Consider the following 26,414-nt stretch of genomic DNA (forward strand, 5'->3'; position numbering starts at 1 on the left):
CCGGCTTTTTGTTAAATAGTAATAACAACACTCACTCTCCATTCCCGAACCTATAGGAAAAAACGGCATATGGCATTATACGTACAGAAGTTCGGCGGCACCTCGGTGGGCTCTGTCGACCGTATCAAGGCCGTGGCGGAAAAGGTTAAAGGCTTTCGCGACCAAGGCCACCAAGTTGTAGTGGTGGTGTCCGCGATGAGCGGAGAGACCAATCGCCTGACCGATATGGCAAACGCAATCAATGAAGACCCAGCACCACGCGAAATGGATATGCTGCTCTCGACCGGTGAGCAGGTAACTATTTCGCTACTGGCAATGGCGCTTCAACAAATTGGTGTTTCTGCCACTTCCCATACGGGTGCCCAAGTCGGCATTCATACCGATAGCGCCTACACCAAAGCGCGTATTCAGCGCATTGAAACTGATGACCTGAAATCTGACCTTGATGACGGGAAAGTGGTTGTGGTGGCTGGTTTCCAGGGCGTTGATGAAGACGGCAACATTACGACGCTTGGACGTGGTGGTTCAGATACCACGGGTGTTGCGCTTGCTGCAGCGCTTGGTGCTGATGAGTGCCAGATATACACCGATGTTGATGGTGTTTACACCACTGACCCTCGCGTGTGTTCCAAGGCTCAGCGCCTTGAGAGCATTACCGTCGAAGAAATGCTTGAACTCGCAAGCCTAGGCTCCAAAGTTCTACAGATTCGCGCCGTCGAATTTGCTGGTAAGTACAACGTACCACTTCGCGTGCTGTCGAGCTTTGAAGATGGCCCCGGCACCCTAATTGTTGCAGACGCAGACCAAGACGAGGACGCTATGGAAGAACCGCTAATCTCCGGTATCGCTTTTACTAAAAATGAAGCTAAATTAACCCTGTTGAATACGCCTGATGTGCCAGGTGTAGCGTCGCGTATTCTTGGTCCTATCGCCGATGCCAATATCGAAGTCGATATGATTGTGCAAAACGTAGCACCTGCTGGTGATTACACTGACTTCACCTTTACGGTAGCCAAAGGCGATTACAAAGCAACGAAGAAATTGCTTGAAGAAACAGTAATTCCTGACTTGGGCGGCGGCGAGCTACGTGGCGATGACAACATTGCCAAAGTATCGCTTGTAGGGGTTGGTATGCGTTCTCATGCCGGTGTTGCTTCTAAAATGTTCCGTGTTTTGGCAGACGAGAACGTCAATATCCGTATGGTTTCAACGTCGGAAATTAAAATTTCCGTTGTCATTGATGAAAAGCATATGGAGCTTGCGGTTAACGCCTTACACAAAGCATTCGGTTTAGATAAGTCTGATATCGAATCTGAATAACAATTATGCGCTAAACCTTCTACGCTGAAGGGTACTTGCTGCCGTGTGGTGGTGAGCTTTCTTTCAACGGGAGGTTAAGGTGTCATAGGGGCTTGAGCCATTGGTGGTGGCGGCACCATGCCGCATAATAGCGTGGTGCCGCTTTGAGCGGACACATCCCGTTGTATAAAACGTCTGAGAAGGAGATCAGCCATGCTCATCCTAACCCGCCGTGTCGGCGAAACACTGATGATAGGTGATGAAATCACCGTTACAGTGCTAGGTGTGAAAGGTAATCAAGTGCGTATTGGTGTTAACGCACCAAAAGACGTGGCGGTTCACCGCGAAGAGATTTACCAGCGCATTCAGCGTGAACGCAACAGCGAAAGCGAATCTGAGTAAATGGCCGTTTGTGCTGCGCTCATTACAGGGCGCTTAAGCGGTAACTGCGGGGCGGTGCGAAAAAAATCGGCATAAGACTGGACAGCAGTCATCAAAATCGGTAATATTCGCGCCGTGCCGTTGAGGAGAGGTGGCCGAGTGGCTGAAGGCGCTCCCCTGCTAAGGGAGTATAGGGTTTATAGCCCTATCGAGGGTTCGAATCCCTCTCTCTCCGCCAACTGCATAAAGCAACATCAATTTGGATAAGCGCCCGTAGCTCAGCTGGATAGAGTACCTGACTACGAATCAGGGGGTCGGAGGTTCGAATCCTCCCGGGCGCGCCAGCTTGAATTCAGAAGTTATTGATGTTACTATGTTTTTGCTCACGCAAGTGATGTTAAAAACTGTTAAGCGCCCGTAGCTCAGCTGGATAGAGTACCTGACTACGAATCAGGGGGTCGGAGGTTCGAATCCTCCCGGGCGCGCCAAATTCGAAAAACCCGCTTTCAAAAGAAAGCGGGTTTTCTTATTTCTAGCCTGGCCATAGTAGCTCGTGCTTTGGTCTTGAGATCGTTTAAAGCGTCCCCGCACAGCGGCCGGGCGCTTTTTTTTTGTGCCGCTACCTAATGCCGAAAACGACTTATGCGGGCTCGCAGCAAAGAGATGTGCTGGGTATCAGGTTGTTTAGCAGCGTATTAAGGTCCGTGAGGCGTTTTAAGCGCTGAAAGTGTTGGTTGGCCTCGGCATTGCCTTGGCGCATTTGTGCTAGCCACTGTTTAACTAGTGACACCACGACGCGCTCTGGTAAATGCTGCCGCTGTAAATCAGCGTACTGCTTTAGAACGTTGGCGCGCATTTTCCAGGTGGTGGCGGGGAGGCGCTCACCCGTGCGCTGCCAATGGCGTATGCGAGCTGCAAGCCATGGATCTGAAAGGGCGCTACGGCCAAGCATGACATCCTCGCAACCTGATAGAGTACGAGCCTTCCAGTAGTCTTCTAGTGTCCAAATATCGCCGTTTGCAACGACAGGGATTGATACGTGGTGGCGAACTTTGCCAATCCACTCCCAGTGTGCAGGTGGACGATAGCCTTCATCCCGCGTACGGCCATGCACGACTAACTGTGCAGCGCCACCAGCTTCCGTGGCCTGTGCGCAGGCCACTGCTAAGCGACGATCAGAAAAACCAAGGCGGATTTTAGCCGTCACTGGAATTTCGCCATCTAATACTTCGGCGACCGCTTTTACGGCGCGATAGACGCGATCTGGCTGGCGAAGTAGCGATGCGCCACCATCATGGCGATTGACCAGTTTTGCGGGGCAGCCAAAGTTAAGATCGATGCTGATAGCGCCCAGCGAGAGCGCTTGTTGTGCATTGCTGGCTAATGCGTCGGGGTCTGATCCCAAAAGCTGTAAATGCACGGGAACGCCGTTAGGGGTAGCGACGCTGCCTGCTGTCAGTTCGGGACAATGTTTATAGAACACGCGAGGGGGGAGTCGTGCGTCGACCACCCTGACAAACTCAGTCACTGCCCAGTCAAAACCTGCCTGCTGAGTCAGTAAATCACGCGTTAAGGCGTCGATGACACCTTCCATAGGCGCTAGGCCTATCCTGCCTTTATGTAGTAAATTAACAACCATGACTTCCACTATGGCGCGATTGCAATCTATCCTGGATGTGGCAGGTTAGTGTATTAGCCTCACTGCGCCAAGCGCCTTTAGAGGCTATTGGTGTGCCGATAAGCATTTGAAAGAGGGGGAATGCGGTATGCAGGAGTCAGAGTTGCTCCAGGAAGGGCTTGCCCTTATGGGGTTAGGTATGGGGTTTGTATTTGTTTTTCTTACGATTTTGGTAATTAGCGTCACGCTGATGTCGAAATTAATTGGCCGTTTTCAGCCTGCCCCTGTTGCAGCGCCGAATGGCAGAAATAGCGCAAAAACATCTGCACCGAAAGGCCAGGATGATGAAGTCATGGCAGTGATTAGTGCTGCAGTGCATCGTTATCGTTCTTCGCGCCGCAAGTAAGGCCCTAGTTTTGTAGCTATCCTACCGCCCAATTGCTAATTATTTTGTTAAATTTACTACAAATCCATAACGTAAAAATTGTGAGCCACGACCATGAATGAAACAAAACGTCCTCTGGGGATCACTGATGTTGTTCTTCGCGATGCCCATCAATCGCTGTTTGCCACTCGTTTGCGTCTTGATGACATGCTGCCGATCGCTGAAAAGCTCGACAACGTTGGCTATTGGTCATTAGAGACCTGGGGTGGAGCAACGTTTGATTCGTGCATCCGTTATTTGGGTGAAGATCCTTGGGAGCGTATTCGGGCCCTGAAAGAAGCCATGCCGAATACACCTCAAGCGATGTTGTTACGTGGACAAAACTTGTTAGGCTATCGCCACTACGCCGATGACGTAGTTGATAAGTTTGTAGAGCGTGCCAAGACCAACGGGGTTGATGTGTTCCGCGTATTTGACGCGATGAATGACCCGCGCAATCTTGAGCGTGCCATCAAAGCGGTTCGTCAAGTAGGTGGGCATGCTCAAGGTACCATCTCTTATACGGTTAGCCCGGTACATACCCTGGATAGCTGGGTAGAGCTCGCCAAAACCATTGCCGCAATGGGCGCTGACTCGCTGGCTATCAAGGATATGGCGGGGCTTCTGACGCCTTATATCGCCTATGACCTTGTTACGCGATTGAAAAAAGAGCTGTCTATTCCAGTTCACCTGCATTGCCATGCCACTACAGGGCTGTCGACCTCGACAATTTTAAAAGCTGTCGAAGCGGGGGTCGATAATGTCGATACTGCGATCTCTTCTATGTCCATGACCTACGGCCATAGTCCGACTGAGTCTGTTGTTGCCATGCTCAAGGATACTGATCGCGATACCGGTCTTGATCTGGAGTTATTGGAAGATATCGCCAGTTATTTCCGTGAAGTGCGCAAAAAGTATGCGGCGTTTGAAGGCTCGTTGCGCGGTATTGACTCACGCATTTTGATTGCTCAGGTGCCTGGCGGCATGCTCACCAACATGGAAGGCCAGCTTAAAGAGCAGGGCGCTGGCGATAAGCTTGACGATGTGTTGAGTGAGATCCCCCGCGTACGCGAAGACCTTGGTTTTATTCCTCTGGTGACGCCGACCTCCCAGATTGTGGGTACTCAAGCCGTGATGAACGTGATGATGGGGGAGCGTTACAAGTCCATCTCCAAAGAGGTTCAGGCGCTGTTAAAAGGTGAATACGGTTCCGCGCCCGCACCGTTTAATACAGAGCTACAAAAACGCGTGCTTGAAGGCGGCGAGCCAATCACTTGCCGCCCGGCAGATAATCTGTCGCCAGAAATGGATCGACTAGCTGCCGAACTTAAAGAGAAGGCGAGCGCAGATAGCATTCGTATTGCTGGTGGAGAGCAGGAAATAGACGACGTGCTGACCTATGCGCTGTTCCCGCAAATTGGCCTGAAATTCCTTAAAAATCGTGACAATCCTGATGCTTTCGAGCCTGCACCCCAGGTGGCTGAAGCGAAAAGCACTAACGTGCCGGCAAAAGCCGAAAGTAAAGCGCCAGTCGTCTCGAGTGGCCCGGAAACATACACCGTTAAGCTCAATGGCAAAGCGTTTGTAGTAGAGGTGTCTGAGGGCGGAGAAATAGGCGAGGTGCAAGAGCAAGCGGCAGCGAGTGCTAGCGCTCCCAAAGAGGAAGCAGCTGCACCCAGCGGTGAAAGCATTGATGCACCGCTAGCTGGCAATATCTTCAAGGTCAATGTGCGTCCTGGTGACCAAGTAGCGGAAGGCGATGTGGTGATTATTTTGGAAGCCATGAAAATGGAAACCGAAGTGCGCGCCAGCAGTGCCGGAACCGTATCGAAAGTTAACGTCAGCGAGGGTGACAGCGTCACCGTCGGCGATTCGCTGATCGAGCTTTAAGGGCATTCGGCAATGGATAAGTTAATCACCTTATGGGAGGGCTCGGGGCTTTATAATCTCGAGCTTGGTCAAGCGGTCATGGTTTTGGTAGGGCTGGGGCTTCTCTATCTCGCTATCTACAAGAAGTTTGAGCCGCTGCTGCTGGTACCGATTGGGTTTGGCGGCATTCTTGCCAATATCCCTGAGGCGGGCTTGGCGATTTCAGCGCTCGATCAGGCGATCGAGGTTGCAAAACCCGCTGTACTGCAACAGATAGCCTCTGTACTGGGCGCTACCCTTGATCCACTAAGCGGTGTAGAAACCTGGCGAGAGTCACTGAAGGCAATCGCTCACGATGCTGCTGCCCCGGACCAGTTGCGAGCGGCAAAGGATATCGCCATGAACGTTGGTTATGGCGATGGCATGCTCTATAGCTTTTATAACGTAGCGATCGCCTCCGGTATTGCCCCGCTGATTATCTTTATGGGCGTGGGGGCAATGACCGATTTTGGCCCGTTATTGGCTAACCCGCGTACGCTCTTTTTAGGGGCAGCGGCTCAGTTTGGTATTTTTGCTACGCTGTTTGGTGCTGTTGCACTGTCGTCGATAGGAGTGATGGATTTTTCCCTCAATCAGGCCGCGGCAATTGGCATTATCGGTGGTGCTGACGGCCCGACGTCTATTTACGTATCGAGTGTGTTAGCCCCTGAACTGCTTGGTGCTATTGCGGTGGCGGCGTACGCCTACATGGCACTTGTGCCGTTGATTCAGCCGCCGATCATGCGTTTGCTGACCACTCAAAAAGAGCGTCAAATTAAGATGACGCAGTTGCGGCCAGTATCCAAGCTGGAAAAGGTTGTTTTCCCGCTAGTGTTGTTGATTCTGGTTGCGCTCTTCTTGCCTGATGCAGCGCCGCTATTAGGGATGTTCTGCTTTGGTAATTTGATGCGTGAGTGTGGTGTGGTTGAGCGCTTATCGGATACGGCGCAAAACGCCCTGATTAATATCGTGACAATTATCTTAGGGCTGTCGGTAGGCTCCAAACTAATGGCGGAAAGCTTTCTGACGTTTGAGACGCTGGGCATCTTGGGCTTGGGCATTGTGGCGTTTGGTATTGGCACGGCCGCAGGCGTATTGATGGCGAAGCTGATGAATTTGGTTAGCAAGATGCCGATTAACCCATTGATTGGTGCTGCTGGTGTTTCTGCGGTGCCGATGGCTGCACGAGTGGCGAATAAGGTTGGCTTGGAGTCGAACCCGCATAACTTCCTACTGATGCACGCCATGGGCCCCAATGTGGCAGGTGTTATCGGTTCTGCTGTCGCGGCGGGTGTTATGATTAAATATTTAGGCTAAGACCCGCTAGCAGTGCCATTGCGCAGTTGTTGTTACGTGATGGTTAGTGGCTAAAGCGCGGCTTACCGGGCAATTGCTCGCGTAAGTCGCGTTTTTTTGTCTAACATATCAATGGCTCTGTTACGGCGTCACTTTTTGAATATCGAGAGCAGTTTTTAGTCGGTTTTCAAGCGTTGTGAGACTTAGGGGTTCATCCCTTGGCCAGCCAATCGTGAGGCACACGCCGCTGCTATCATACTCTGCTTGTTGGACGGGAATTTTCTGTTCGTCACACCAAGTGCGCGCGACTGCCTCATGGGAAAAGTTAACGCGGAGCAGGTAATTTTCTCGTTCGACGACTTCGCATGTGGGTAATGTGTCAACCCCGGCGTTAACCGACTGTGCGTAAGCCCGGGCAAGTCCGCCAGTGCCCAACTTGGTGCCGCCAAAGTAGCGAATCACCACGCAGCCTATTTCTCCTATTTGACTGCCAAGCAAGGCTTGATACATGGGTCTGCCAGCTGTTCCTCCTGGTTCGCCATCATCAGAGAAACCTATATGTGTCTGTTCACCAGGAGGGCCTGCAATAAAGGCCGTACAGTGATGACTTGCATTGGGGTGGGCGGTTTTGGCTGCCTGCAGCATTGCATGAAAGTCAGCAGTGTTGGGCGCATGGCATATCCAAGTGAGGAAGCGACTTTTTTCAACCTCAATTTCAGCGGTATGCCATGTGGCGGGTGCTAGGTTTGGAACTCGGTAACGCAATCGATACTCCCTAAAGCGGGTGACGAATTAGTGGTGCCGAGTGTTGGTAGCGCCATGCTCGACGCCCATCACCATTCCCAGCACTTGAATATCACAATTATGCAGGAAGACGGCAGGCATGGCTGCATCTTCGGGCCATAGGTGAACGCCAAGCCGGCTAATGGAAAGTTGCTTTAGCGCAACTTCTCGCTGGTTAATCATCGCAATAGCCGTTTCTTGATGGCTGCCTTGTTGGTAACGGCGAATAATAATGACATCGCCATCGAATAGATTGCATTCACGCATTCTGTTGCCGCGCACGCGAAGCGCATAAGTATTGCGCCGAGTTACACGAGGTGCTGAATAAGCAGGACGACCGCTATTCAGCGTCGTTTGAGTTAGTGGCTGTTGAGTTAATGCCTGTTGAGATATGGTCAAGGGTGTTGGCATTGACATCGTCATACTGTTTTCTCCAATGCAGCGCCCGCTCCCTAGGCGTGTAATTGAGCAGATTGCTGTGTTTATGATCGGTAATGTTTTTTCATACAGTGGTCGTAGTATAGGCCTGTTTTTGCATACAGTGCTAGTGCTCTGCATTGTCTATTGTTCTTAAGCGAAGATAGGGAGGCGTGTGCTGCGACCCCAGACCGCAGAGAGCGACTGGCGAGAAAGGGGCTTTCCGTGTAGAGTTCGACGCAAAATCTACGTGCCTGGAGATATCCTTGAGCCTCTGCCTGCAAGCCCGACAGCTAGCCTGTGAACGCGATGACCGCTGGCTGTTTGAGGGGCTAGACCTTGATATTCAACGTGGTGAAATTGTCCGCATCGAAGGCCCTAACGGGAGCGGAAAAACCACACTGTTGAAAATTCTCTCAGGCCAGTTGAGCGACTACCATGGCCACATTTATTGGAATGGCGACTCAATGCGTGAGGTGCGTGAACATTTTCTCGCCAATCTACTCTATTTAGGACATGCCCCTGGCATAAAATCGGGTCTTTCTCCGCTGGAGAACTTAGCGTGGTACCAAGCGCTTAGCGGTGAAAAAGGCGATGATTACCAGCGTGAAGAAGCGCTGGCACAGGTCGGGCTTAGTGGCTTTGAAGATGTGCCAGCAGGGCAGCTTTCCGCAGGCCAGCAGCGGCGGATTGCACTTGCTAGGCTAACGCTTACTAAGCGGGCATTGTGGGTGCTGGATGAACCTTTCACAGCAATTGATCGCCATGGAGTGGCAGCATTAGAAGCTCAGCTTGTTGCACATGCCAATGCGGGAGGCTGTGTATTAGTGACGACACATCATGAGTTAACCGCATCCTCCGTGCTTAGGCGCATTCAACTGGGGTAGAAGGAGACAGCGTTGCCAAGCTCACACGCCACGACAGGCATCCCAGAAATGTCGATGCATGCGCCTTCCGGTGGGCTCATGGTCGCCATTAGTGCCACCTTTAAGCGAGATCTAACGCTTTTGCTACGCCGTCGTGGTGAAGTGCTTAACCCATTGGTGTTCTTTGCCTTGGTGATTACGCTCTTTCCGATCGGCATTTCACCTGATCCCCAGTTACTGGCAGAAATAGCGCCTGGGTTGCTGTGGGTGGCGGCATTACTGGCGGCATTGCTTTCCCTGGATAGCCTATTCCGGAGCGACTACGACGACGGTAGTTTGGAGCAGCTACTGTTAGCCCCTCAGCCGTTGGCGGCTCTCAGCCTTGCGAAAGTTGCCGTTCACTGGCTGCTGACAGGACTGCCTTTGGCCCTCATGGCACCGATTTTAGGTATCATGTTGGCACTTCCTGCCGGTAGTTACTTGGTGTTGGCGCTATCGTTGGCATTGGGAACCGCAAGCCTCAGCTTGATAGGTGCAATTGGCGCGGCGCTTACCGTCGGGCTTGCCAGAGGCGGTGTTTTGCTATCACTGCTGGTACTGCCACTCTATATTCCAGTTCTTATTTTTGGCGCGGGCGCTGTGCAGGCCGCTATTTTAGGCGATGGTATCGCGGCACATCTTGCTATTTTAGGCGCACTTTTAGCGATTTCGTTAATGCTAGCACCTTGGGCTATTGCCGCATCGCTACGCATCAGCATCAACGGTTAAAGGACGAAAACACCATGTGGGCCTTTATAAACAAACTGAGATCACCCAAGTGGTTCTACGCGATTAGCGCCAAGCTTCAGCCCTGGTTCTGGGTAGCCGCGGGGCTCTTGTTGCTGCTGGGAACCGTTTGGGGGCTGGCATTTGCTCCCGCGGATTATCAGCAGGGCAATAGCTTTCGCATTATTTATGTCCACGTTCCTGCCGCTTTCCTAGCGCAATCTATTTTTGTCTCAATGGCAATTTCAGGCTTGGTATTTATGGTCTGGAAAATCAAAGTGGCTGATATGGCAGCCACCGTAATGGCGCCATTAGGGGCTGCGATGACGTTTGTGGCACTTTTTTCAGGTGCGGTATGGGGAGTGCCTACCTGGGGAACTTGGTGGATGTGGGACGCGCGTTTAACGTCCATGCTGATTTTGCTGTTTTTGTATTTAGGTGTCATTGCACTGCGCGGCGCTTTCAGTAGTCGCGATAGCGGGTCTCGTGCAGCCTCAGTGCTGGCGATGGTGGGCGTGATTAATATTCCGATCATCAAATATTCGGTGGACTGGTGGTACACCCTGCACCAGCCTGCCTCGTTTACGATTACTGGACGTTCGGCGATGCCCATGGAAATGTGGGCGCCGCTGCTCATTATGGTACTTGGTTTCTACTGCTTTTTTATTGCATTAACCCTGATGCGTACTCGCAGCGAAATACTGCGTCGTGAAACCAATAAGCGTTGGGTGCAAGAGCTAGTAGAGGAGGAGAGATAATGGCTTTTTCCTCACTTAATGAATTTTTTGCCATGGGTGGCCACGGACTTTATGTGTGGGCTGCTTGGGGCATTACTGCGCTGTTGATGCTGGTAATAGTTTGGCATGCGCGCCAAGAGCGCAGCCAACTGCTGAAAGGCGTTAAGCGCCGTGTGCGCCGCCAAAAAGCCCATCCCCAGTCCGCGCAAGCACCGGTTAACTCTGCTCAAAGGGACGTTCGTAATGACGCCTAAACGTAAACAGAAGCTGTTTGTTATTTTAGGGTTGGTTTCACTGACCGCGATAGCGGTGGGACTGACGCTTTATGCGCTGCGCTCCAACATCAATTTATTTTTTAGCCCGGTCCAAATTGCTCAAGGCGATGCGCCTATGGAGCGCCAGATTCGCGCAGGTGGAATGGTTAAAGAGGGCTCGGTGTCGCGAGACCCCGAAAGCCTTGACGTTGAATTTACCGTGACCGACTACGTCGATGACTTGGAGGTCTACTACAGCGGTATTCTGCCGGATCTTTTCCGTGAAGGGCAGGGCGTGGTCGTAGTAGGTGAGCTACAGGCAGATGGACGCTTATATGCCGACAAGGTCTTAGCTCGTCACGATGAGAATTATATGCCGCCTGAAGTGGCGCAAGCATTAGAAGAAGCAGGTTACTCCCCGGCAGATTTTCAGGCAAAAGCAGCCGAAGTGGGTAAGCGTTTGGAACAGGAAGGCACTCCTAAAGCAAGTGACTATTAATGTCTTGTTGTGTCCAGAAAACGGTTATGCCCACTGCTAATTTGGAGCGCTCATGTTCATCAAAATGATTCCTGAAATCGGCCACTTTGCTTTGGTCATCGCCCTATTGATGGCCATAATACAAGCAGTGATGCCGCTCGCGGGGGCAGCTACTCGGCGTCCACTATGGATGGCTTATGGCAAGCCCATGGCAACAGGGCAGTTCTTCTTTGTTGCCATTGCCTATTTGTGCCTAACGGCCAGTTACATGCTGGACGACTTCAGCGTGGCGAATGTTGCCAATAATTCGAATTCACTGTTGCCCTGGTACTACAAATTTAGTGCCGTATGGGGAAACCATGAAGGGTCTGTATTGCTATGGAGCTTGATGCTGGCTGGCTGGGGTTATGCGGCGTCAGTATTTTCCGGCGACTTGCCCCGCGACATGGTTGCACGTGTTCAAGGCATTATGGGAATGGTTTGTGTTGGCTTCCTGCTGTTTATCTTAATGACCTCCAACCCATTCGAGCGGTTATTGCCGGACATGCCCCAGGACGGGGCTGATCTCAACCCGCTGTTGCAGGACTTCGGCTTGGTTGTTCATCCTCCTATGCTCTATATGGGGTATGTAGGATTCTCGGTAGTCTTTGCATTTGCCATTGCCGCACTGCTAGGTGGGCGTTTAGACGCCGCCTGGACTCGCTGGGCACGCCCGTGGACTAATGTGGCCTGGGCATTTCTTACCGTCGGCATCGCGCTAGGAAGCTGGTGGGCTTATTACGAGCTTGGCTGGGGCGGCTGGTGGTTCTGGGATCCGGTTGAAAACGCCTCATTGCTGCCCTGGTTAACAGGAACGGCGCTGGTGCACTCGTTGGCGGTCACTGAAAAGCGCGGTTCGTTCAAAAGCTGGACGGTGCTGTTGGCTATTTCAACCTTCTCGCTGTCACTAATGGGCACGTTTCTGGTGCGCTCTGGCGTGCTGACCTCAGTGCACGCGTTTGCTAACGACCCTTCTCGCGGCTTCTTTATCTTGATGCTGCTGGCAATTACTGTGACGTTGTCGCTGCTGGTATTTGCGCTGCGTGCACCTCGTGTGAGTCATAAAGTCGGGTTTAATTGGTTATCCCGTGACTCGTTGTTGTTGGTCAATAATATTCTATTGGTCATTATGACCGTCACTGTGTTGTTAGGGACGGTCTACCCGCTAATCCTGGACTCTCTTGGATTAGGCAAGATTAGTGTAGGACCTCCGTACTTTAATGCGCTTTTTGTGCCATTAACGGTGCTCATGTGCATGTTTATGGGGCTTGGCCCCATCGCGCGTTGGAAAAGCATGAATGCCAGTGAACTGTGGCGTAAGCTCTGGCTATCCGGCGCTGCTGCGCTCGCGTTGGGCATTGCTATGCCTTTGTTATATGGCGGCGAATGGAATTTGTGGGTTTCCTTGGGGATTATTTCGGCACTCTGGATCGTGCTGCCTATCGTGCGTGATCTATTCGATAAAACTCGTCATGCCAGTTCCTTTATTGCTGGTCTGCGTAAGCTTTCGTTAGCGTATTGGGGCATGGTGCTTGGTCATGTGGGTATTGCGGTCACCATCGTTGGCGTGGCCGTTGTTTCCAATTACAACATCGAACGCAACGTGAGGATGTCGCCGGGCACGACTGTTGAAGTGGCTGGTTATCAGTTCACCATGACGGAGCTGACAAACCGCCGAGGCCCCAACTTCCTGGCAGACACGTCCATCATTCAGGTACAGCGCGGCGATGCCGGGAGCAGCTTTGTGATGCGTCCAGAAAAACGTCTCTATCTTGCGACGGGTATGCCAATGACTCAGGTGGCGCTTCGCCCAGGGCTGTTCCGTGACCTTTATGTAGCTATGGGGGAAGATTTAGGCGACGGTAGCTACGCGATGCGTGTTCAATACAAACCGTTTGTACGCTGGCTATGGCTTGGCGGGTTGCTGATGGCCTTCGGTGGCATTCTGGCGATAGTCGATAAGCGATACCGCCGTGTCGTATCGCGCAAAGTGCCTGCTAACGCAGCCTCTGCAACGACTGAGTCTGGAATGTCTAAGGAAGCTACGGTATGACACGTCGCCTGTTGCTTTTACTGCTGCCCATTGGCTTTTTGGGGATCGCACTATTTCTGTATCAGGGGCTAGGGCGCGACCCTTCGCACCGTGACTCTGCGTTAATGGCCAGACAGTTTCCTGCGTTTGAAGCCACAACACTGCGCGATGAAAACCGCCAAGTTGATCAAACATTGTTAACTGGCGACGTCACCCTGGTGAATGTATGGGGCGAGTGGTGCCCTGCCTGTAAGCAGGAAATGCCGCAGCTGCTGGAATTGGCTGATCAAGGAATTCGCATGGTTGGCATTAACTATCGAGATACTCGCGAAAAAGGGCTGGAATTTTTGAGCGAGTTTGGCGATCCCTTTGAAGTGAATATCTTTGATCCCGACGGTAGCCTTGGCTTTGATTTGGGGGTTTACGGCGCGCCGGAAACCTTCCTGGTTGATGCTGACGGCGTCATTCGCTACCACCACAAAGGCTACGTGTCACCGGAAGACGTTCGTGAACGCATTCTGCCGGAGGTGGAAAAATGGCGCTAATACGCTTAATGCTTACCGTCGCGCTGCTTGTACTGACCAGCAGCGCGTTGGCTGCGGGTATCGAGATACGTGAGTTTGACGATCCTGTTATGGAGCAGCGCTATCGCGACCTAACTGCTTCAATGCGCTGCCCTCTGTGTGAGAACCAAGCAATTGATGATTCTGATGCGCCAATTTCCGGTGATATGCGTGAACGCGTTTATCAGTTGCTACAGGATGGCCAATCGGATATCGAGATTGTTAACCACATGGTTCAGCGGTTTGGAGAGTACATTCTTTATAACCCGCGCTTAGAAAACCGTACTTACCTGTTGTGGGGATTACCGATAGGGTTAGTGCTGCTCGGTGTGATTGTCGTCGTGATGATGGTTCGCGCTCGGCGTAATGCCTCAGCGAAGGCGCTTAGCGCTGAAGAACGTGCCCGCCTGGATGCCCTGATTAACCGTGAGAGGTCTTCATGACACCGCTGTGGATTGCGATTGCTTTACTATTACTTCCTGCGCTTTGGTTAATGATAGCGCCGATGCGCGGTGCCCGAACGCTGCGTGACCAGCTAGATCACTTTGAAGCAAACGATACTGCTGATGAGCAAAACGTGGCAATTTTTAAGCGCCGTTTGGCCTCGCTAGAAGCTGCTTACGAACGTGGCGATATGAATGAAGAGCGGTTTAAAGAAGACCGCCTGGAATTAGAGCGTAGCCTATTAGAAGACACTGCCACCCGTACTAAGCGCCCCTTGAAGACGGCGACCGCAGGCAGGCTTGCTGTTCCCTTGGTTATGGTGGCCGTAGTGGGGGCGAGTACATTTTGGTATCAGCAAAACGGCGCAGAAGGCGACTTAACGCTTTACGCTATTCAGCAAGAAGTGCAAAACGACCCTGATGGCTCACTGGCTATGTATTTAGAGCGCATGGAAGCAGAAGCCGTACGTCAGCCGAATAATCCCAATGTCTGGAGTTCGCTGTTTCCGCTTTACCGTGAAACCGGTCAGGCCGACAAAGCAGCCGATGCATTAGAGCGGTTGATTGCTATTGAAGGGCGCATTCCACCATTATTAGCGCAACTTGCTCAACTGCGCTTTTTTATGGCGGAGCGCGAACTGACCCCCGAGGTACAGTCGTTAGTAGACGAGACGCTAGCGCAAGATCCACGCCAGCCCACAGTGCTTGGCTTGCTTGGTATTCATGCGTTTGATAATGGTGACTATGAAATAGCGGTAGACCGCTGGCGTCGTGCTGTAGCAAACATCGAAGACCCTGAGACGGCATCCTCTTTGCGCGAAGGTATTCGCGTCGCTCAAGAGCGCTTAGGGGTAGCGCCAGATACAGCGGCGGTTGAGGCCGCCCAAAGTCAAGGCGTGCGTGTATCCGTCTCATTAGACGAAGCACTGATGGATAATGTAAGCGACGATGCTAGTGTGTTTATTACCGCTCGAGACATGGAAGGCGAACTGCCGCCGCTCGCAGTTATTCGTGCCCAAGTGTCAGAGCTTCCCATGACTGTTGTGCTTGATGACAACGCGGCCATGTCACCCCAAGCGCAAATATCCCAGGTGCGTGAAGCACGCCTAGTCGTTCGCGTTTCGCAATCTGGTCAGGCAACCCCTCAGCCTGGCGATCTCTTTGGTGATCTAGAGAGCGTAAGCGTTGGACCGATTAGTGAGGATGATGCGGCAAATGTTGTTATTGACCGCGTTTTTGAATAACGTCCACGCACACAACCGCTGCTAAGGGTCGCAATGCGCTTAACCTCTATTCGTCTCGTTGGGTTCAAGTCTTTTGTTGATCCAGTAACGGTACCCTTCGATGGCAATATGACGGCCATCGTAGGGCCAAACGGCTGCGGAAAATCTAATATTATTGATGCAGTGCGCTGGGTAATGGGGGAATCCTCAGCTAAAACCTTGCGCGGTGAATCGATGGCTGATGTTATCTTCAACGGCTCCACCGGCCGTAAGCCAATCAGCCAAGCCTCTATCGAGCTCAAGTTCGATAATCGCGATGGTGGCATGGGGGGTGTTTACGCTCAGTACTCAGAAATTGCAGTAAAACGCTTAGTCACCCGCGATGGTCAATCCAATTACTTTTTCAACGGTCAAAAATGTCGTCGGCGAGATATTGCTGACCTGTTTATGGGTACCGGTTTAGGCCCACGTTCTTACGCCATTATCGGCCAGGGGATGATTTCACGGCTAATTGAAGCACGCCCCGACGATTTGCGTGCCACGCTTGAAGAGGCTGCGGGTATTTCTAAATACAAAGAGCGCCGCCGAGAAACCGAAAACCGCATGCGCCGCACTCAGGAGAACTTGGAACGCCTGGATGATATCCGTGAAGAACTGGACAAACAGCTCGAACGCCTTAAACGTCAGGCAGAAGCAGCCAAGCGCTACCAAGAGTTAAAGCAGCAGGAGTACCGGTTAAAAGGCGAGCTGGCGTTAGTACGCGGACGCGCATTGCGCAATGAGCAATCTCACCAAGAAAGCCGAGTGCGCGAGCTGGAAATTGCGGTTGAGAAAGACGTATTTGGCGTACGTCAGTGTGAAACGCGCCTGGAACAAGCGCGCGAACAGCACGATGAGCTTGCCGATGTACTAGATCGCCACCAGCAGCAGTTTTTTGAAACCACCACCCGGATTGCTCGCCTGGAGCAGGATCAAGCGCACCGTCGCAGTCGTGAAGCCCAATTGGCGAACGATATAGCAACGGCGCGCCGAGACCTTGAGGAACAGCGCAGAGTCAGCGAAGGCGACCAAGAGCGATTTGCCGCTATAGAGGCCCGCTTAGAGGACTTACTTCCAGAGCATGAAGCCCTTGAAGAGCAACTAGAGACGCTTGAACAAACGTTAGCGGATGCGACCCCCGCGTTAGAAACTGCCGAGCAGCAGTGGGCTGATGCAGAAAACCACTGGCGCGATGCCAGTCGAGAAGCAGACCGTAGCCAAGATCAATTACGTGACTTAGAACAGCGTATTGCGCGCATGCAGGCAGAAAATCAGCGTCGCCGCCAGCAGCGCGGTGAACTTGCCGATGTTACTGAACTGCGCAACGAACACGCTGAATGCCAAGCCCAGCGGGAAGAGGCTGAGCAGCGCGCTGAAGCCTTTCAAGTTGAACGTGACCATTGGCAGCAGCGTTATAGCGATGCCAAAGCGGCTTATCAGCAGGCTACCCAGGCACGTGATCACCAGCGTGCTGAATTAAGTCAACATCAAGGCGAACTCGCATCATTGAAGGCGCTAATGGATGCCGCCTTGGCTGACCACGACCCAGATTTGAGCGATGCATTAGCAGCCCACGGCTTAGCCGATGCGCCAAGGCTTGGTGAAGCGATTAGTGTGTCATCTGGCTGGGAGCGAGTGATTTCCTGGCTACTCGCGCCGTGGTTAAACGCCCGCTTAGTGTCTGCGAACCAGCTAACCGCGCTACCTAGCGCCCTAGCCACTGACTGGTGCTTAATTGATCAAGCTGAGCGGCCTGCATCAGCGCAGCGCTTGAATTCGTTGGTCTCGGGTGCAGGTGCGTTAGGTGAGTGGTTGGCAAGTATTCACTTCGCCGAAACGAACGAAGATGCTGAGACGCTATTAGCTGACTTAGCGCCTGGTGAGAGTGTTGTCAGCCGAGACGGTGTATGGCGTGGGCGCGGCTGGCTGCACCAACAGGCTAATGGTGAAGGTGTTGATGCACTGTTGGTCACACGCCGCCGGTTTGATGAATTAAACGCCCGTCTTACACAGGATGAAGACGCGTTGGCGTTACTGGACGAGCAGTGCGAAGTTACTAGCGAAGCCATTGAAGTGCTTGAGCAAACCCGCGAGCAGCAGGCCGAGCAAGAGCGCGCCCACGCCGCTTCGCTCCAGCAGCTTGCAGTGAAAGAGCAGCGACTAGCCCAACGTCTTGAACATTTAGAGAGTCGCGCCACTGAGTTGGATGATGAACTCACCCAGCTACAAGAGGATGAAGCGGCGTTAGCGCTCACTTTAGAAGAGCAGCGCGCTCGATGGCATGTCGCAATGGAGCAACTTGAAACCGCTGCTGAAGCCCGTGAAACCAGCGCTGAACATCGCAGCCGTCAACGTGAGCAGCGTGACCAGTTAAATCAACAGCATGCTCCCATGAAGGCACGTCAGCAGGCTCTAGCGCTAGAGCGAGAGCGCTTGCACGCTGAGCGGGATAGTCTGCGTGCGCAACAAAGTCGTAGTAGCGATAGTGAAGAGCGCCTTTCTCTACGTATTGCTGAGTTAGAAGAATCGCGAGAAATGTTGGTAGAGCCAGACGAATTGGCTGCCGAAGAGTTAGAAGAGTTGCTACACCAGCGCGAGCAGCAGGAGCGGCGCCTCAATGACACCCGTCAGCAGGCTCAGGCATTGGCTGAGCAGCTGCGCAACGACGAGCTGGCTCGCCAGCAGCACGAGCGCAACTTGGAGCAAAGCCGTGAACAGTTGCAGCAGCGCCGTATGGATGTACAAGCGCTGGCGCTGAAAGCGGCTACCCAGGATGAGCAGTTGGCAGAACTAGGCCATGATCCCGATGCTCTGGCCGAGCACTTGCCTGGCGATGCTAGTGAAACTGCTTGGCAGGAGCGGTTGGAAAACACGACAGAGAAGATTCGCCGTTTAGGCGCCATCAACCTTGCCGCGATCGAAGAGTACGATCAACAGGCCGAGCGGCGTAATTACCTGGAAGCTCAGCATGCCGAGCTTACCGAAGCGTTGGAAACGTTAGAACGTGCGATTAAACGCATTGATCAGGAAACCCGCATTCGTTTTCGAGAAACATTTGACCAAGTTAACACTGGCCTACAAACGCTATTTCCACGAGTTTTCGGTGGGGGGGCTGCTTGGTTAACGCTCACCGGAGATGATTTGCTGGAAACCGGTGTTGCAATAATGGCGCGGCCTCCAGGTAAGAAAAACAGCACGATTCACCTACTATCGGGAGGGGAGAAGGCGCTAACAGCACTGTCGTTAGTTTTCGCAATTTTTCAGCTTAACCCCGCGCCTTTCTGCATGTTGGACGAAGTCGATGCTCCACTGGATGATGCCAACGTAGGCCGCTACGCCAAGCTTGTAAAAGAAATGTCTGAAAGTGTTCAGTTTATCTATATCACCCATAATAAAATTGCTATGGAGGCGGCCGAACGGTTGATGGGCGTCACCATGCAGGAACCTGGTGTATCAAGGCTTGTTTCGGTGGGCATTGATGAGGCTGCAGCACTAGTTGTTTAAGTGCTTTATCGGCATGCATGGTACGTTCAATGGTGGTGAGTTAAACGAAGCTCCACCCCTCGAGGGCATCGTGAAATATGCAAAAGTGATGACACAGAGAGCCTGGGGCAGGTTGTTTGTTGAATAGATAATGCCTTCTACTGCTTTATAATTGAGGTTGCTTAGCCATTCCAGACTGTGTTCATTAGTTGCTTTTTATAGCGTTCCTATCTTTGCTTTTTTTTATTAAATTTATTGTTTATCAATATGTTATTTTTATTTTTTATCTTTGGTTAACTGCATGGGTCATGATGGTGATGGCTGCTTCTGCTAAAGCACACAGTGGCAGCTAAGCATGTTCATCTATCTAGAATGGATAAACCTGAAATGTGAACTTTCATTATCTTTGTGTAGCGTTAGTTAAGGGTTTAAAACATATATGCTATGATTTCATTAGCTATTAAATACTGTTTTATTGACGAGTTTCTGATGTTTGATGAGGTAGGTCTCTCTAACACAGCAGTATTTGATCTAGCAGCAGTTGGTTGGGCAGTTTTGGCAGAGTAATTTTGGCAGAGCGGTGACGTTTCGTTACGTGAGTTTGAATGTGGGCTTGTCATATTTCGGTGTGAGAGGCGAGCAAGGGAGGAAAAATTCTCCCTTTAGAAAGCAGACGATGATGTGACGATGTGTCCTGTCGGGATAAATTAGCGCTAAAATGGCACTTTTCTTAGTTGATATAGTCAAAGATTTGGCCTAAAACCACCAGTAGCGGTGTGTTAAAGCGTGAAAATCTGCAAAAAGTGGCCCTTTTCGTAGCAACCGCGCTATGCTTGATGGTAATTAGCTAACATCGGATATGTTACGCCATCAGGCATAGCGCCTTTGCAACCGGTATATTGACCCATGGAATGCTCGACATGGAATTAAGAGAGTGGTTAATCATTCTAGGACTGGCACTGGTATCGCTCATCGTCGTTGATGGTGTGCGAAGGCTTCAGCGCCAACGCCGTGTGCCCCGTCTGGATCAAGCAGTCAAAGACTTGCCAGCCGCTAAATTTGAAGAATTTAATGATGAAGTCAAAGAAGCGGAAATAAATTGGGAATTGCCTAACGGCGGTGCTCGTGTCGTTAAGCCTGCTGATTACAGTAACCTTGGTCAAAAACCCAAACTGGAACGCCAAGAGCACCCTGGGCCTTCCAAAGTGCTGTCAGATTTTCGCCGCTCTTTTTCTAATTCTGCCAGTTCGGCCAAGTCAAAAGCCAACGCGCATTTCTCGTGGTCTCGTAAAAATGAGCCCCGAAAGAATGAACAGCCGTCTGCTGTCGGGCATCCAGCGTCGGCGAATTACACATCATCTGTTCAGCCAGATACTGCTGCGGCCGAGCATTCGCTAGGTAGGACTGCTATTTCTGAACACGAGCGCCGGGAGCCTAGCATATTCATGGCTGATAATAGTCCCAACAATACTGCTAGCACCGATACTCAGAAAAAAACAGAAACTCAGCAAACAGAAACTATTCGTCAGACGACGAGTGGCAAACCTGTACCTACCGCTGAACCCCTTCGCTCTGATGATAGCCATATTGCACCGTCAGCAACTGAACGAGCCGAACGTTACGAGTCAGGCATCAGCGATCAGAAAGCTGATAAGCAAGCCGATGTACAAATGACATCCACGTCTGATTTAGCCGCACCCAAAACAAGCAGTTCAGAAACAAGCAATTTAGAAACGACAGTCGGAAAAGTTCCAGAAGAGCATAAATCTACTGCAGAAAGTAAAACGACAGAAGCAGAAGAAGCCAATATTGATGAGCCGAGCGTAAAAGCAGAGTTGCACGTTGAAACAGAGCCGACGTTAAGAGTTGAGCCTGAAGATGCAGTACACCATGCTTCTGACATGCCCAAGCGGCGTCAACTGCGTCCAGACACTGCCGGTGAGGACAGAGAGCTAGATGACGATGAAGTTGATGAATATCGGCTGGTCGACTTCGAAGGCATTGGTCGTTCCTTTAAGCGTCGCTTAATTGAGCGTCGTAAAGAAAAAGCGCGTAAAAAAGCAGAGAAAGCTAAACGTGCAGAAGCGCTAGCTAAGCAAAAAGCTGAACGTAAAGCACTTGAAGCCGAACGCAAAGCGCTTGAAGCACAGCAGCGTCGTGAAGCAAAAGAGGCGGCAGATGCTGAGAAAGCGCGTATCGCACAAGAGCAAGCTGAAGCACGCGAGGCAGCTGCGGTAGCCGCCGCAGCTGAACGTGAGGCTGCGCAATATAATGAGCCGATGATTTCAGCACAAGATGATAGCTACCACGATGTTGGTAACTATGATGTTGACAACTACGATTACGATGATGATGCGCCTGAAACGGGTTACCGGGACAATGTTGTTCGTACGCACCCCACGTTAGAAAAAGCGTTACGTCACGATGTTAATAGCGAGCGTGCCAGGGATACGCTTACCGACGCTTCTGAAATGGTCGTAATCAGCGTGCTTTCGCGGGAGCCTGAAGGTTTTGATGGCGGTAAGTTGCTTGAGCTAATCATGGCCTGTGGCCTGCGTTACAGCCGTGAAATGGGGGTCTTCCACCGTTTTGAAACAGAAAGCTTCGACAGCGAATTGCAATTTTCAATGGTGAATGTACTTAAGCCTGGTACGTTTCCCATCGAAGAGATGAATGAGTTTGTGACCCCAGGTATTACGTTCCTGATGCCGCTGCCGGGAGCTGAAGATAGCTCTGCGGCGTTTGAGGCTATGGTCGAAACGGCAATGGTTGTCGTGCGTCATATGGGCGGTGAACTTAAAGATGAAAACCGTAGTGTAATGACGGCGCAAACCATCGAGTTTGCAAGGCAACGTGTTCATGAGTTTGAACGTCGCCATCGCTTGCACCGCCAACTTCAAGCGCGTTAAGCGTCGCGTTGCGTTAACACCCGCCTTCCCAAAGAAGGCGGGTGTTTTTGTTATTAAACACCTGTTTTTTTGTATGCCGGAACAACTGAATGAGTCAGCCTGAACCAATACTGCTGGAAGAGATTAGTCAACTACGTGCTGATCTCGATGACGCCAACTACCGCTACTATGTATTAGACGAACCTAAGCTGACTGATGCAGATTACGACCGCAAGCTACAGCGGTTGCAGCAATTGGAGTCTGAATACCCCGATTTAATCTCTCCGGATTCCCCTACCCAGCGGGTAGGGGCCGCGCCAGCGGAAGGGTTTCCTGAAATCGCTCATGCGATTCCCATGCTGTCGTTGGATAATGCTTTTAGCCGCGATGATATTACGGCGTTTGCCGAGCGTGTCGCTGAACGTTTGGAGTGTCAGGCGAGTAGCGTCGAGTTTAGCTGTGAGCCAAAGCTCGACGGTGCTGCGGTTTCGTTAGTATACGAGCAGGGTGTACTGGTTAGTGGTGCAACCCGTGGCGATGGCCGTACCGGAGAAGGTATTACATCGAATTTGCGCACCTTACGGACTGTTCCGTTAAAGCTAATGGGCGATAGCATTCCAGCGTTATTAGAAGTACGCGGTGAAGTTATTATGCGCCACGCGGGCTTTGAAGCACTCAATGACCGAGCCAGAGAAGAAGGCAGCAAGGTATTTGCTAATCCGCGTAATGCGGCTGCTGGCAGCCTACGACAGCTTGATCCGCGGATTACCGCAACGCGTCCATTAGAGTTTCATGCTTATCAAGTTGCCCGGGTCGATATGACGAATCTTGGCGACGGCGCGCTGAGCAATAGCGCAATGACAACCCACAGCCAGCAAATGGAAATGCTCAAAGCATGGGGCTTTCGCTCCAGCACGGAGCTTCAAACTGTCAATGGCCCCGAGTTGGTTGCTGACTACTGCGAGCAACTCGGTGAAAAGCGAGACCAGCTGGGTTACGACATCGATGGCGTTGTGATCAAAGTAAACGACCTGCGCCATCAGCGGGAACTTGGTTTTGTGGCGCGGGCGCCACGCTGGGCGGTCGCGTTTAAGTTTCCTGCCCAGGAAGAGGTTACGACCCTTAACGATGTAGAGTTTCAAGTAGGCCGTACGGGGGCGATTACGCCGGTCGCTAGGCTAGAACCTGTCACCGTTGCCGGTGTGACGGTATCGAACGCTACGCTGCATAACGCAGATGAGATCACCCGCTTAGGTGTCATGATTGGCGATACGGTGGCCATTCGTCGTGCAGGCGACGTGATCCCACAGGTGGTACGGGTAGATATCGACAAGCGTCCTGCCCAGGCGCGAGAGATCATTTTTCCAGAGCAATGCCCGGTGTGCGGTTCAGATATTGAACGGCTGGAAGGTGAGGCGGTCGCTCGCTGCTCAGGTGGGCTTTATTGTGCCGCTCAGCGTAAAGAAGCGCTTAAGCATTTCGCCAGCCGTAAAGCGTTAGATGTGGATGGGTTGGGTGAGAAACTGATTGAACAATTGGTGGACCTGGACTGGGTGAAAACGCCAGCTGACTTATTTCATCTCACAGCTGAGCAGCTTCAGGCGCTGCCACGCATGGGAGAAAAGTCCTCGACCAACTTGGTAGATGCCCTAAACAAGGCAAAGCACACTACACTGGCACGTTTTATTTACGCCTTGGGTATTCGGGAAGTAGGCGAAGCCACAGCGGCAAACTTAGCCAGCCACTTCGGCACACTTCAGACCCTGCAGGAAGCTGATGAAGTGGCGTTGGAGGCTGTGAATGATGTTGGTCCAATTGTGGCCGCTCATGTTCACACCTTTTTCCGTCAGCCTCATAATCTAGAAACGCTGGAAGCACTGCTTGAGGCTGGCATCACTTGGCAAGAGAATGAAGTGACACAAGGCCCGACACCTTTAGCGGGCCAAACCTGGGTGCTTACTGGCTCGATGGACAGCATGACCCGCGATGAAGGAAAAGCGAGGTTGCAAGCGCTAGGCGCTAAAGTGGCGGGTAGTGTTTCCAAGAAAACCACCTGTCTTGTCGCAGGTGAGGCCGCAGGCAGCAAGTTAACCAAAGCAGAGCAATTGGGCGTTGAGGTTATCGATGAAGCCATCTTTATCGAGCGCCTAGCTGCCTGGGAGCAGAGTGAATGAGCCGTTTTATAGAAGTGCCCGCGCGTATGCTGCCGCCGGAAACGCTGGATGCTTTGCTTGAAGCATTTGTGACACGCCAAGGATACGATACGACCGATACCGGCGAAGGTATGAGCGGCTGGGTCGCCGAGCTTAAACAGCAGCTTGAGCGTCACGAGTTACTTATTGCCCATGACCTAGAGTTGGAAATGACCGAGGTGATGACCCTCGCCCAATGGCGTTCCTTTGGGCGAGACCTTGCCGACGATGAGGAAGAGGGGGATTACTGAGCGCGGACTAGCGCACTGATAATTCGTCGTCCTGGATGTAAATGATCCACTAACGATAGTTCTAGCGGCATCGGTTCATCACACATTCGTGAGGCAATGATTTCAGCGCAGAGCGGAGCACTGGAAAGGCCCCGAGAGCCGTGTGCGGTAGATATCCACAGCCCTGAATGATGCTTTCCTTGGGTATCTGGCACGTTAGAAGCATCTTTTTGCAGCGCCGCGTAATCTTGCTGCCATACGTCGGTATGGGGTACTGGCCCTGCGTAGGGGCTTTTGTCAGGGCTGGCTGCCCTTACCGCAGCACGACCTGTTAGCGTGTCGGGGCTTAACGTCACGCCCGCCGTCTCAAGGGTTGCGACCCACTCAGGCAGTGTTTGGCGTAATTCATCAATATTGCACTGATGGTCTGCTGTTGTAACGTCGCTCGTGGCGTTGTTAGGCACAAAGCTAGCCCCAAACGTCAGCACGCCTTCTACTGGTGGCGACACATAGCCACCAGCGCATACCACACACTGCGGACCTTGAACCCCCTCGGGAAGCGTCATTTCGCTCACCTGGCCGCGAACTTGCTGTAGCGGTAGCGCTGCCGTTTGTTCAAAGCGGTTAGCCAACGACGCATTGGCCACCACAACGTGATCAGCGGTCAGCGTTTCGCCGCTGGCCAGCACGACCTGCCAAGTCTTACCGTCGGGCTGAAGGGTTGTCACTTCTCCCTGGTGCAAGATGATATTCGCGTGTTGTAGCAGCTGTTCGCAGAGCAATTTGGGGCGCACCCAGCCTGCCTGAGGATAAAACAGTCCGTGACCCAGTGTGATCGGAAGGCCCACCGGCTCACTAAGCGTCTCAGTTTTAGCGGACACCACTGTTTCTGGCAGAGGGTGGCGTGCCATAAAGCGCTGCTGGCGAACAGCCTCTTTATCACTTAACGCGAGTTGCACTACGCCGCATGGCTGCCACAACGGCGTTTCCTGTAGTGAGGTGGACGCCCGTTGGAGCTGGCTAAGCCAGCGCTGGCTGTAGAGAAGTCCTGATAAATAGAACCGGCTCTGGTTATTCGTTTCCGCTGCTAGCTTTACATACAGCGCACCCTGGCGATTACCGGAGCCACCTGCGCCGGGAGCATCGCGTTCAATAATCGTTACCTGAACTCCACGCTTGGCTAACGCCGCTGCCACGCTGCAACCGGCTATGCCCGCCCCAATAACGGCCACATGGTTAGCAGGCCTTACCGTAGGAGGCATAAACCAAGGGGTTGATTGGCGGCGAGTGTCTTTAGGTGGTGTGTCGATATAGCCCGCTAACATTTCCCGCTTTCGCCCAAATCCAGGTACCTTTTGCCAGCTAAATCCTGCTGCTTTTAACCCTCGTTTAACGACACCAGCACAGGTAAATGTGGCAAATGTGGCACCAGGCCGAGAGCGGGCTGCCATGGCCTCGAATAGCTCAGGCTGCCACATTTCTGGGTTTTTAGAAGGAGCAAATCCATCTAGAAACCATGCGTCGACTTGGCCATCTAGCAGGTTTAGTCGTTCGGTGGTGTCGCCAAAGTGCAGGTCGAGAGTCACTCGCTCGTTGAGATGAAGACGGTGAATGCCGCTGACGGCTTCAGGCCATTGAGCGCATAGCACCTGTGCATAGTGTGCTAACGAAGGCCAGGCGCTTAGTGCGCGCTCAAGAGACACTCGGTCAAGCGGAAACTTCTCAGTGGATAATAGATGAAGGCGTGCAGTGCTCGGTGCGTGTTGCTCAAAACAATCCCACGCGCACAGCATATTAAGCCCAGTGCCAAAGCCTGTTTCGCCAACCACAAACGCGCGGCTGTGTTGCCAATTCGCAAAGCGCTTGGGAAGGTGGTTTGCCCCTAGGAATACGTGCTCAGTTTCAGCACGGCCATCTTCCCTGGAAAAATAAACATCGTCGAAGACGTCTGAATGGGGAGATGTCTCGTTCCATGTGAGTAAAGGAGCCGTTAACGCCATGAGTGGAGGCAGGGCAGTAGAGCGTTGGGTCACGCGGGTATCCCCGTACTGATGAA

General features: G+C 52.2%; 22 protein-coding genes and 3 tRNA genes. 21 read left to right on the forward strand and 4 right to left on the reverse strand.

Going from position 1 to position 26,414, the window contains the following annotated elements; translation table 11 throughout:
* Window positions 1-69 precede the first annotated feature (69 nt).
* The 5 genes from B6A39_RS03475 to B6A39_RS03495 all read left to right on the forward strand — a co-directional run bounded on the left by B6A39_RS03475 (window position 70) and on the right by B6A39_RS03495 (window position 2,168).
* On the forward strand, window positions 70-1,320 hold the full coding sequence (locus tag B6A39_RS03475) for an aspartate kinase (RefSeq protein ID WP_083001390.1): 1,251 nt from the start codon (window positions 70-72) through the stop codon (window positions 1,318-1,320).
* 192 nt (window positions 1,321-1,512) lie between these two features.
* Window positions 1,513-1,701, forward strand: a complete 189-nt coding sequence (gene csrA / locus B6A39_RS03480) for a carbon storage regulator CsrA (protein ID WP_009722197.1) — start codon at window positions 1,513-1,515, stop codon at window positions 1,699-1,701.
* Window positions 1,702-1,825: 124 nt separating this feature from the next.
* Window positions 1,826-1,918, forward strand: a tRNA-Ser gene (locus B6A39_RS03485).
* A gap of 29 nt (window positions 1,919-1,947) precedes the next feature.
* Window positions 1,948-2,024, forward strand: a tRNA-Arg gene (locus B6A39_RS03490).
* 67 nt (window positions 2,025-2,091) lie between these two features.
* Window positions 2,092-2,168, forward strand: a tRNA-Arg gene (locus tag B6A39_RS03495).
* Window positions 2,169-2,320: 152 nt separating this feature from the next.
* Here the strand turns inward: B6A39_RS03495 and B6A39_RS03500 are convergent.
* The gene (locus tag B6A39_RS03500) at window positions 2,321-3,319 is read right to left on the reverse strand and encodes a tRNA dihydrouridine synthase (RefSeq protein WP_232318745.1); all 999 of its coding nucleotides are present in this window, start codon (window positions 3,317-3,319) and stop codon (window positions 2,321-2,323) included.
* 127 nt (window positions 3,320-3,446) lie between these two features.
* Here B6A39_RS03500 and B6A39_RS03505 point away from each other — a divergent pair, with 127 nt between their 5' ends.
* The 3 genes from B6A39_RS03505 to B6A39_RS03515 all read left to right on the forward strand — a co-directional run bounded on the left by B6A39_RS03505 (window position 3,447) and on the right by B6A39_RS03515 (window position 6,947).
* The gene (locus B6A39_RS03505) at window positions 3,447-3,704 is read left to right on the forward strand and encodes an OadG family protein (RefSeq protein WP_083001394.1); all 258 of its coding nucleotides are present in this window, start codon (window positions 3,447-3,449) and stop codon (window positions 3,702-3,704) included.
* A gap of 93 nt (window positions 3,705-3,797) precedes the next feature.
* Window positions 3,798-5,612, forward strand: coding sequence for a sodium-extruding oxaloacetate decarboxylase subunit alpha (gene oadA / locus B6A39_RS03510; protein WP_083001397.1), 1,815 nt, complete (start codon window positions 3,798-3,800; stop codon window positions 5,610-5,612).
* A 12-nt stretch (window positions 5,613-5,624) separates the two neighbouring features.
* The gene (locus B6A39_RS03515) at window positions 5,625-6,947 is read left to right on the forward strand and encodes a sodium ion-translocating decarboxylase subunit beta (protein ID WP_083001399.1); all 1,323 of its coding nucleotides are present in this window, start codon (window positions 5,625-5,627) and stop codon (window positions 6,945-6,947) included.
* A 120-nt stretch (window positions 6,948-7,067) separates the two neighbouring features.
* Here the strand turns inward: B6A39_RS03515 and B6A39_RS03520 are convergent, their stop codons facing one another.
* Together B6A39_RS03520 and B6A39_RS03525 are read right to left on the reverse strand one after the other, a co-directional pair.
* Window positions 7,068-7,691, reverse strand: a complete 624-nt coding sequence (locus B6A39_RS03520) for an IMPACT family protein (protein WP_083001411.1) — start codon at window positions 7,689-7,691, stop codon at window positions 7,068-7,070.
* A 27-nt stretch (window positions 7,692-7,718) separates the two neighbouring features.
* Window positions 7,719-8,132 (reverse strand): LexA family protein, encoded by a 414-nt coding sequence (locus B6A39_RS03525; RefSeq protein ID WP_083001413.1) that lies wholly within the window; start codon window positions 8,130-8,132, stop codon window positions 7,719-7,721.
* Between the two features lie 260 nt (window positions 8,133-8,392).
* Here B6A39_RS03525 and ccmA point away from each other — a divergent pair, with 260 nt between their 5' ends.
* From ccmA to B6A39_RS03590, 13 genes are all read left to right on the forward strand, one after another.
* Window positions 8,393-9,013 carry a cytochrome c biogenesis heme-transporting ATPase CcmA gene (gene ccmA, locus B6A39_RS03530; RefSeq protein ID WP_083001415.1) on the forward strand — a complete coding sequence of 207 codons (621 nt, stop codon included), beginning with the start codon at window positions 8,393-8,395 and terminating at the stop codon, window positions 9,011-9,013.
* A 48-nt stretch (window positions 9,014-9,061) separates the two neighbouring features.
* Window positions 9,062-9,760 carry a heme exporter protein CcmB gene (gene ccmB / locus B6A39_RS03535; RefSeq protein WP_198036780.1) on the forward strand — a complete coding sequence of 233 codons (699 nt, stop codon included), beginning with the start codon at window positions 9,062-9,064 and terminating at the stop codon, window positions 9,758-9,760.
* A gap of 14 nt (window positions 9,761-9,774) precedes the next feature.
* Window positions 9,775-10,515 (forward strand): heme ABC transporter permease, encoded by a 741-nt coding sequence (locus B6A39_RS03540; protein ID WP_083001419.1) that lies wholly within the window; start codon window positions 9,775-9,777, stop codon window positions 10,513-10,515.
* Window positions 10,515-10,748 carry a heme exporter protein CcmD gene (gene ccmD, locus B6A39_RS03545; RefSeq protein ID WP_083001421.1) on the forward strand — a complete coding sequence of 78 codons (234 nt, stop codon included), beginning with the start codon at window positions 10,515-10,517 and terminating at the stop codon, window positions 10,746-10,748. The genes B6A39_RS03540 and ccmD overlap by 1 nt, the downstream gene beginning before the upstream one ends.
* Window positions 10,738-11,247, forward strand: coding sequence for a cytochrome c maturation protein CcmE (ccmE, locus tag B6A39_RS03550; protein ID WP_083001423.1), 510 nt, complete (start codon window positions 10,738-10,740; stop codon window positions 11,245-11,247). Before ccmD ends, ccmE begins: the two co-directional genes overlap by 11 nt.
* Before the next feature lie 52 nt (window positions 11,248-11,299).
* Complete coding sequence (locus tag B6A39_RS03555) at window positions 11,300-13,318, forward strand: heme lyase CcmF/NrfE family subunit (protein WP_083001426.1); 2,019 nt, start codon at window positions 11,300-11,302, stop codon at window positions 13,316-13,318.
* Complete coding sequence (locus B6A39_RS03560; RefSeq protein WP_083001428.1) at window positions 13,315-13,842, forward strand: DsbE family thiol:disulfide interchange protein; 528 nt, start codon at window positions 13,315-13,317, stop codon at window positions 13,840-13,842. Before B6A39_RS03555 ends, B6A39_RS03560 begins: the two co-directional genes overlap by 4 nt.
* Entirely contained in the window at window positions 13,833-14,303 is a 471-nt protein-coding gene (locus B6A39_RS03565; RefSeq protein ID WP_083001430.1) for a cytochrome c-type biogenesis protein, read from the forward strand. Before B6A39_RS03560 ends, B6A39_RS03565 begins: the two co-directional genes overlap by 10 nt.
* On the forward strand, window positions 14,300-15,547 hold the full coding sequence (ccmI, locus tag B6A39_RS03570) for a c-type cytochrome biogenesis protein CcmI (RefSeq protein ID WP_083001432.1): 1,248 nt from the start codon (window positions 14,300-14,302) through the stop codon (window positions 15,545-15,547). Before B6A39_RS03565 ends, ccmI begins: the two co-directional genes overlap by 4 nt.
* Before the next feature lie 33 nt (window positions 15,548-15,580).
* Complete coding sequence (gene smc, locus B6A39_RS03575) at window positions 15,581-19,069, forward strand: chromosome segregation protein SMC (protein ID WP_083001434.1); 3,489 nt, start codon at window positions 15,581-15,583, stop codon at window positions 19,067-19,069.
* Window positions 19,070-19,968: 899 nt separating this feature from the next.
* A complete protein-coding gene (locus B6A39_RS03580; RefSeq protein ID WP_083001437.1) occupies window positions 19,969-21,957 on the forward strand; it encodes a cell division protein ZipA C-terminal FtsZ-binding domain-containing protein in 1,989 nt (662 codons plus the stop codon).
* Between the two features lie 89 nt (window positions 21,958-22,046).
* Entirely contained in the window at window positions 22,047-24,110 is a 2,064-nt protein-coding gene (gene ligA, locus B6A39_RS03585) for an NAD-dependent DNA ligase LigA (RefSeq protein WP_083001439.1), read from the forward strand.
* Window positions 24,107-24,379, forward strand: a complete 273-nt coding sequence (locus tag B6A39_RS03590) for a YheU family protein (RefSeq protein WP_083001441.1) — start codon at window positions 24,107-24,109, stop codon at window positions 24,377-24,379. Before ligA ends, B6A39_RS03590 begins: the two co-directional genes overlap by 4 nt.
* Here the strand turns inward: B6A39_RS03590 and mnmC are convergent.
* A complete protein-coding gene (gene mnmC / locus B6A39_RS03595) occupies window positions 24,373-26,391 on the reverse strand; it encodes a bifunctional tRNA (5-methylaminomethyl-2-thiouridine)(34)-methyltransferase MnmD/FAD-dependent 5-carboxymethylaminomethyl-2-thiouridine(34) oxidoreductase MnmC (protein ID WP_083001443.1) in 2,019 nt (672 codons plus the stop codon). The genes B6A39_RS03590 and mnmC overlap by 7 nt on opposite strands.
* Window positions 26,392-26,414 lie beyond the last annotated feature (23 nt).

Source organism: Halomonas sp. GT (assembly GCF_002082565.1).
Lineage (GTDB): Bacteria > Pseudomonadota > Gammaproteobacteria > Pseudomonadales > Halomonadaceae > Vreelandella.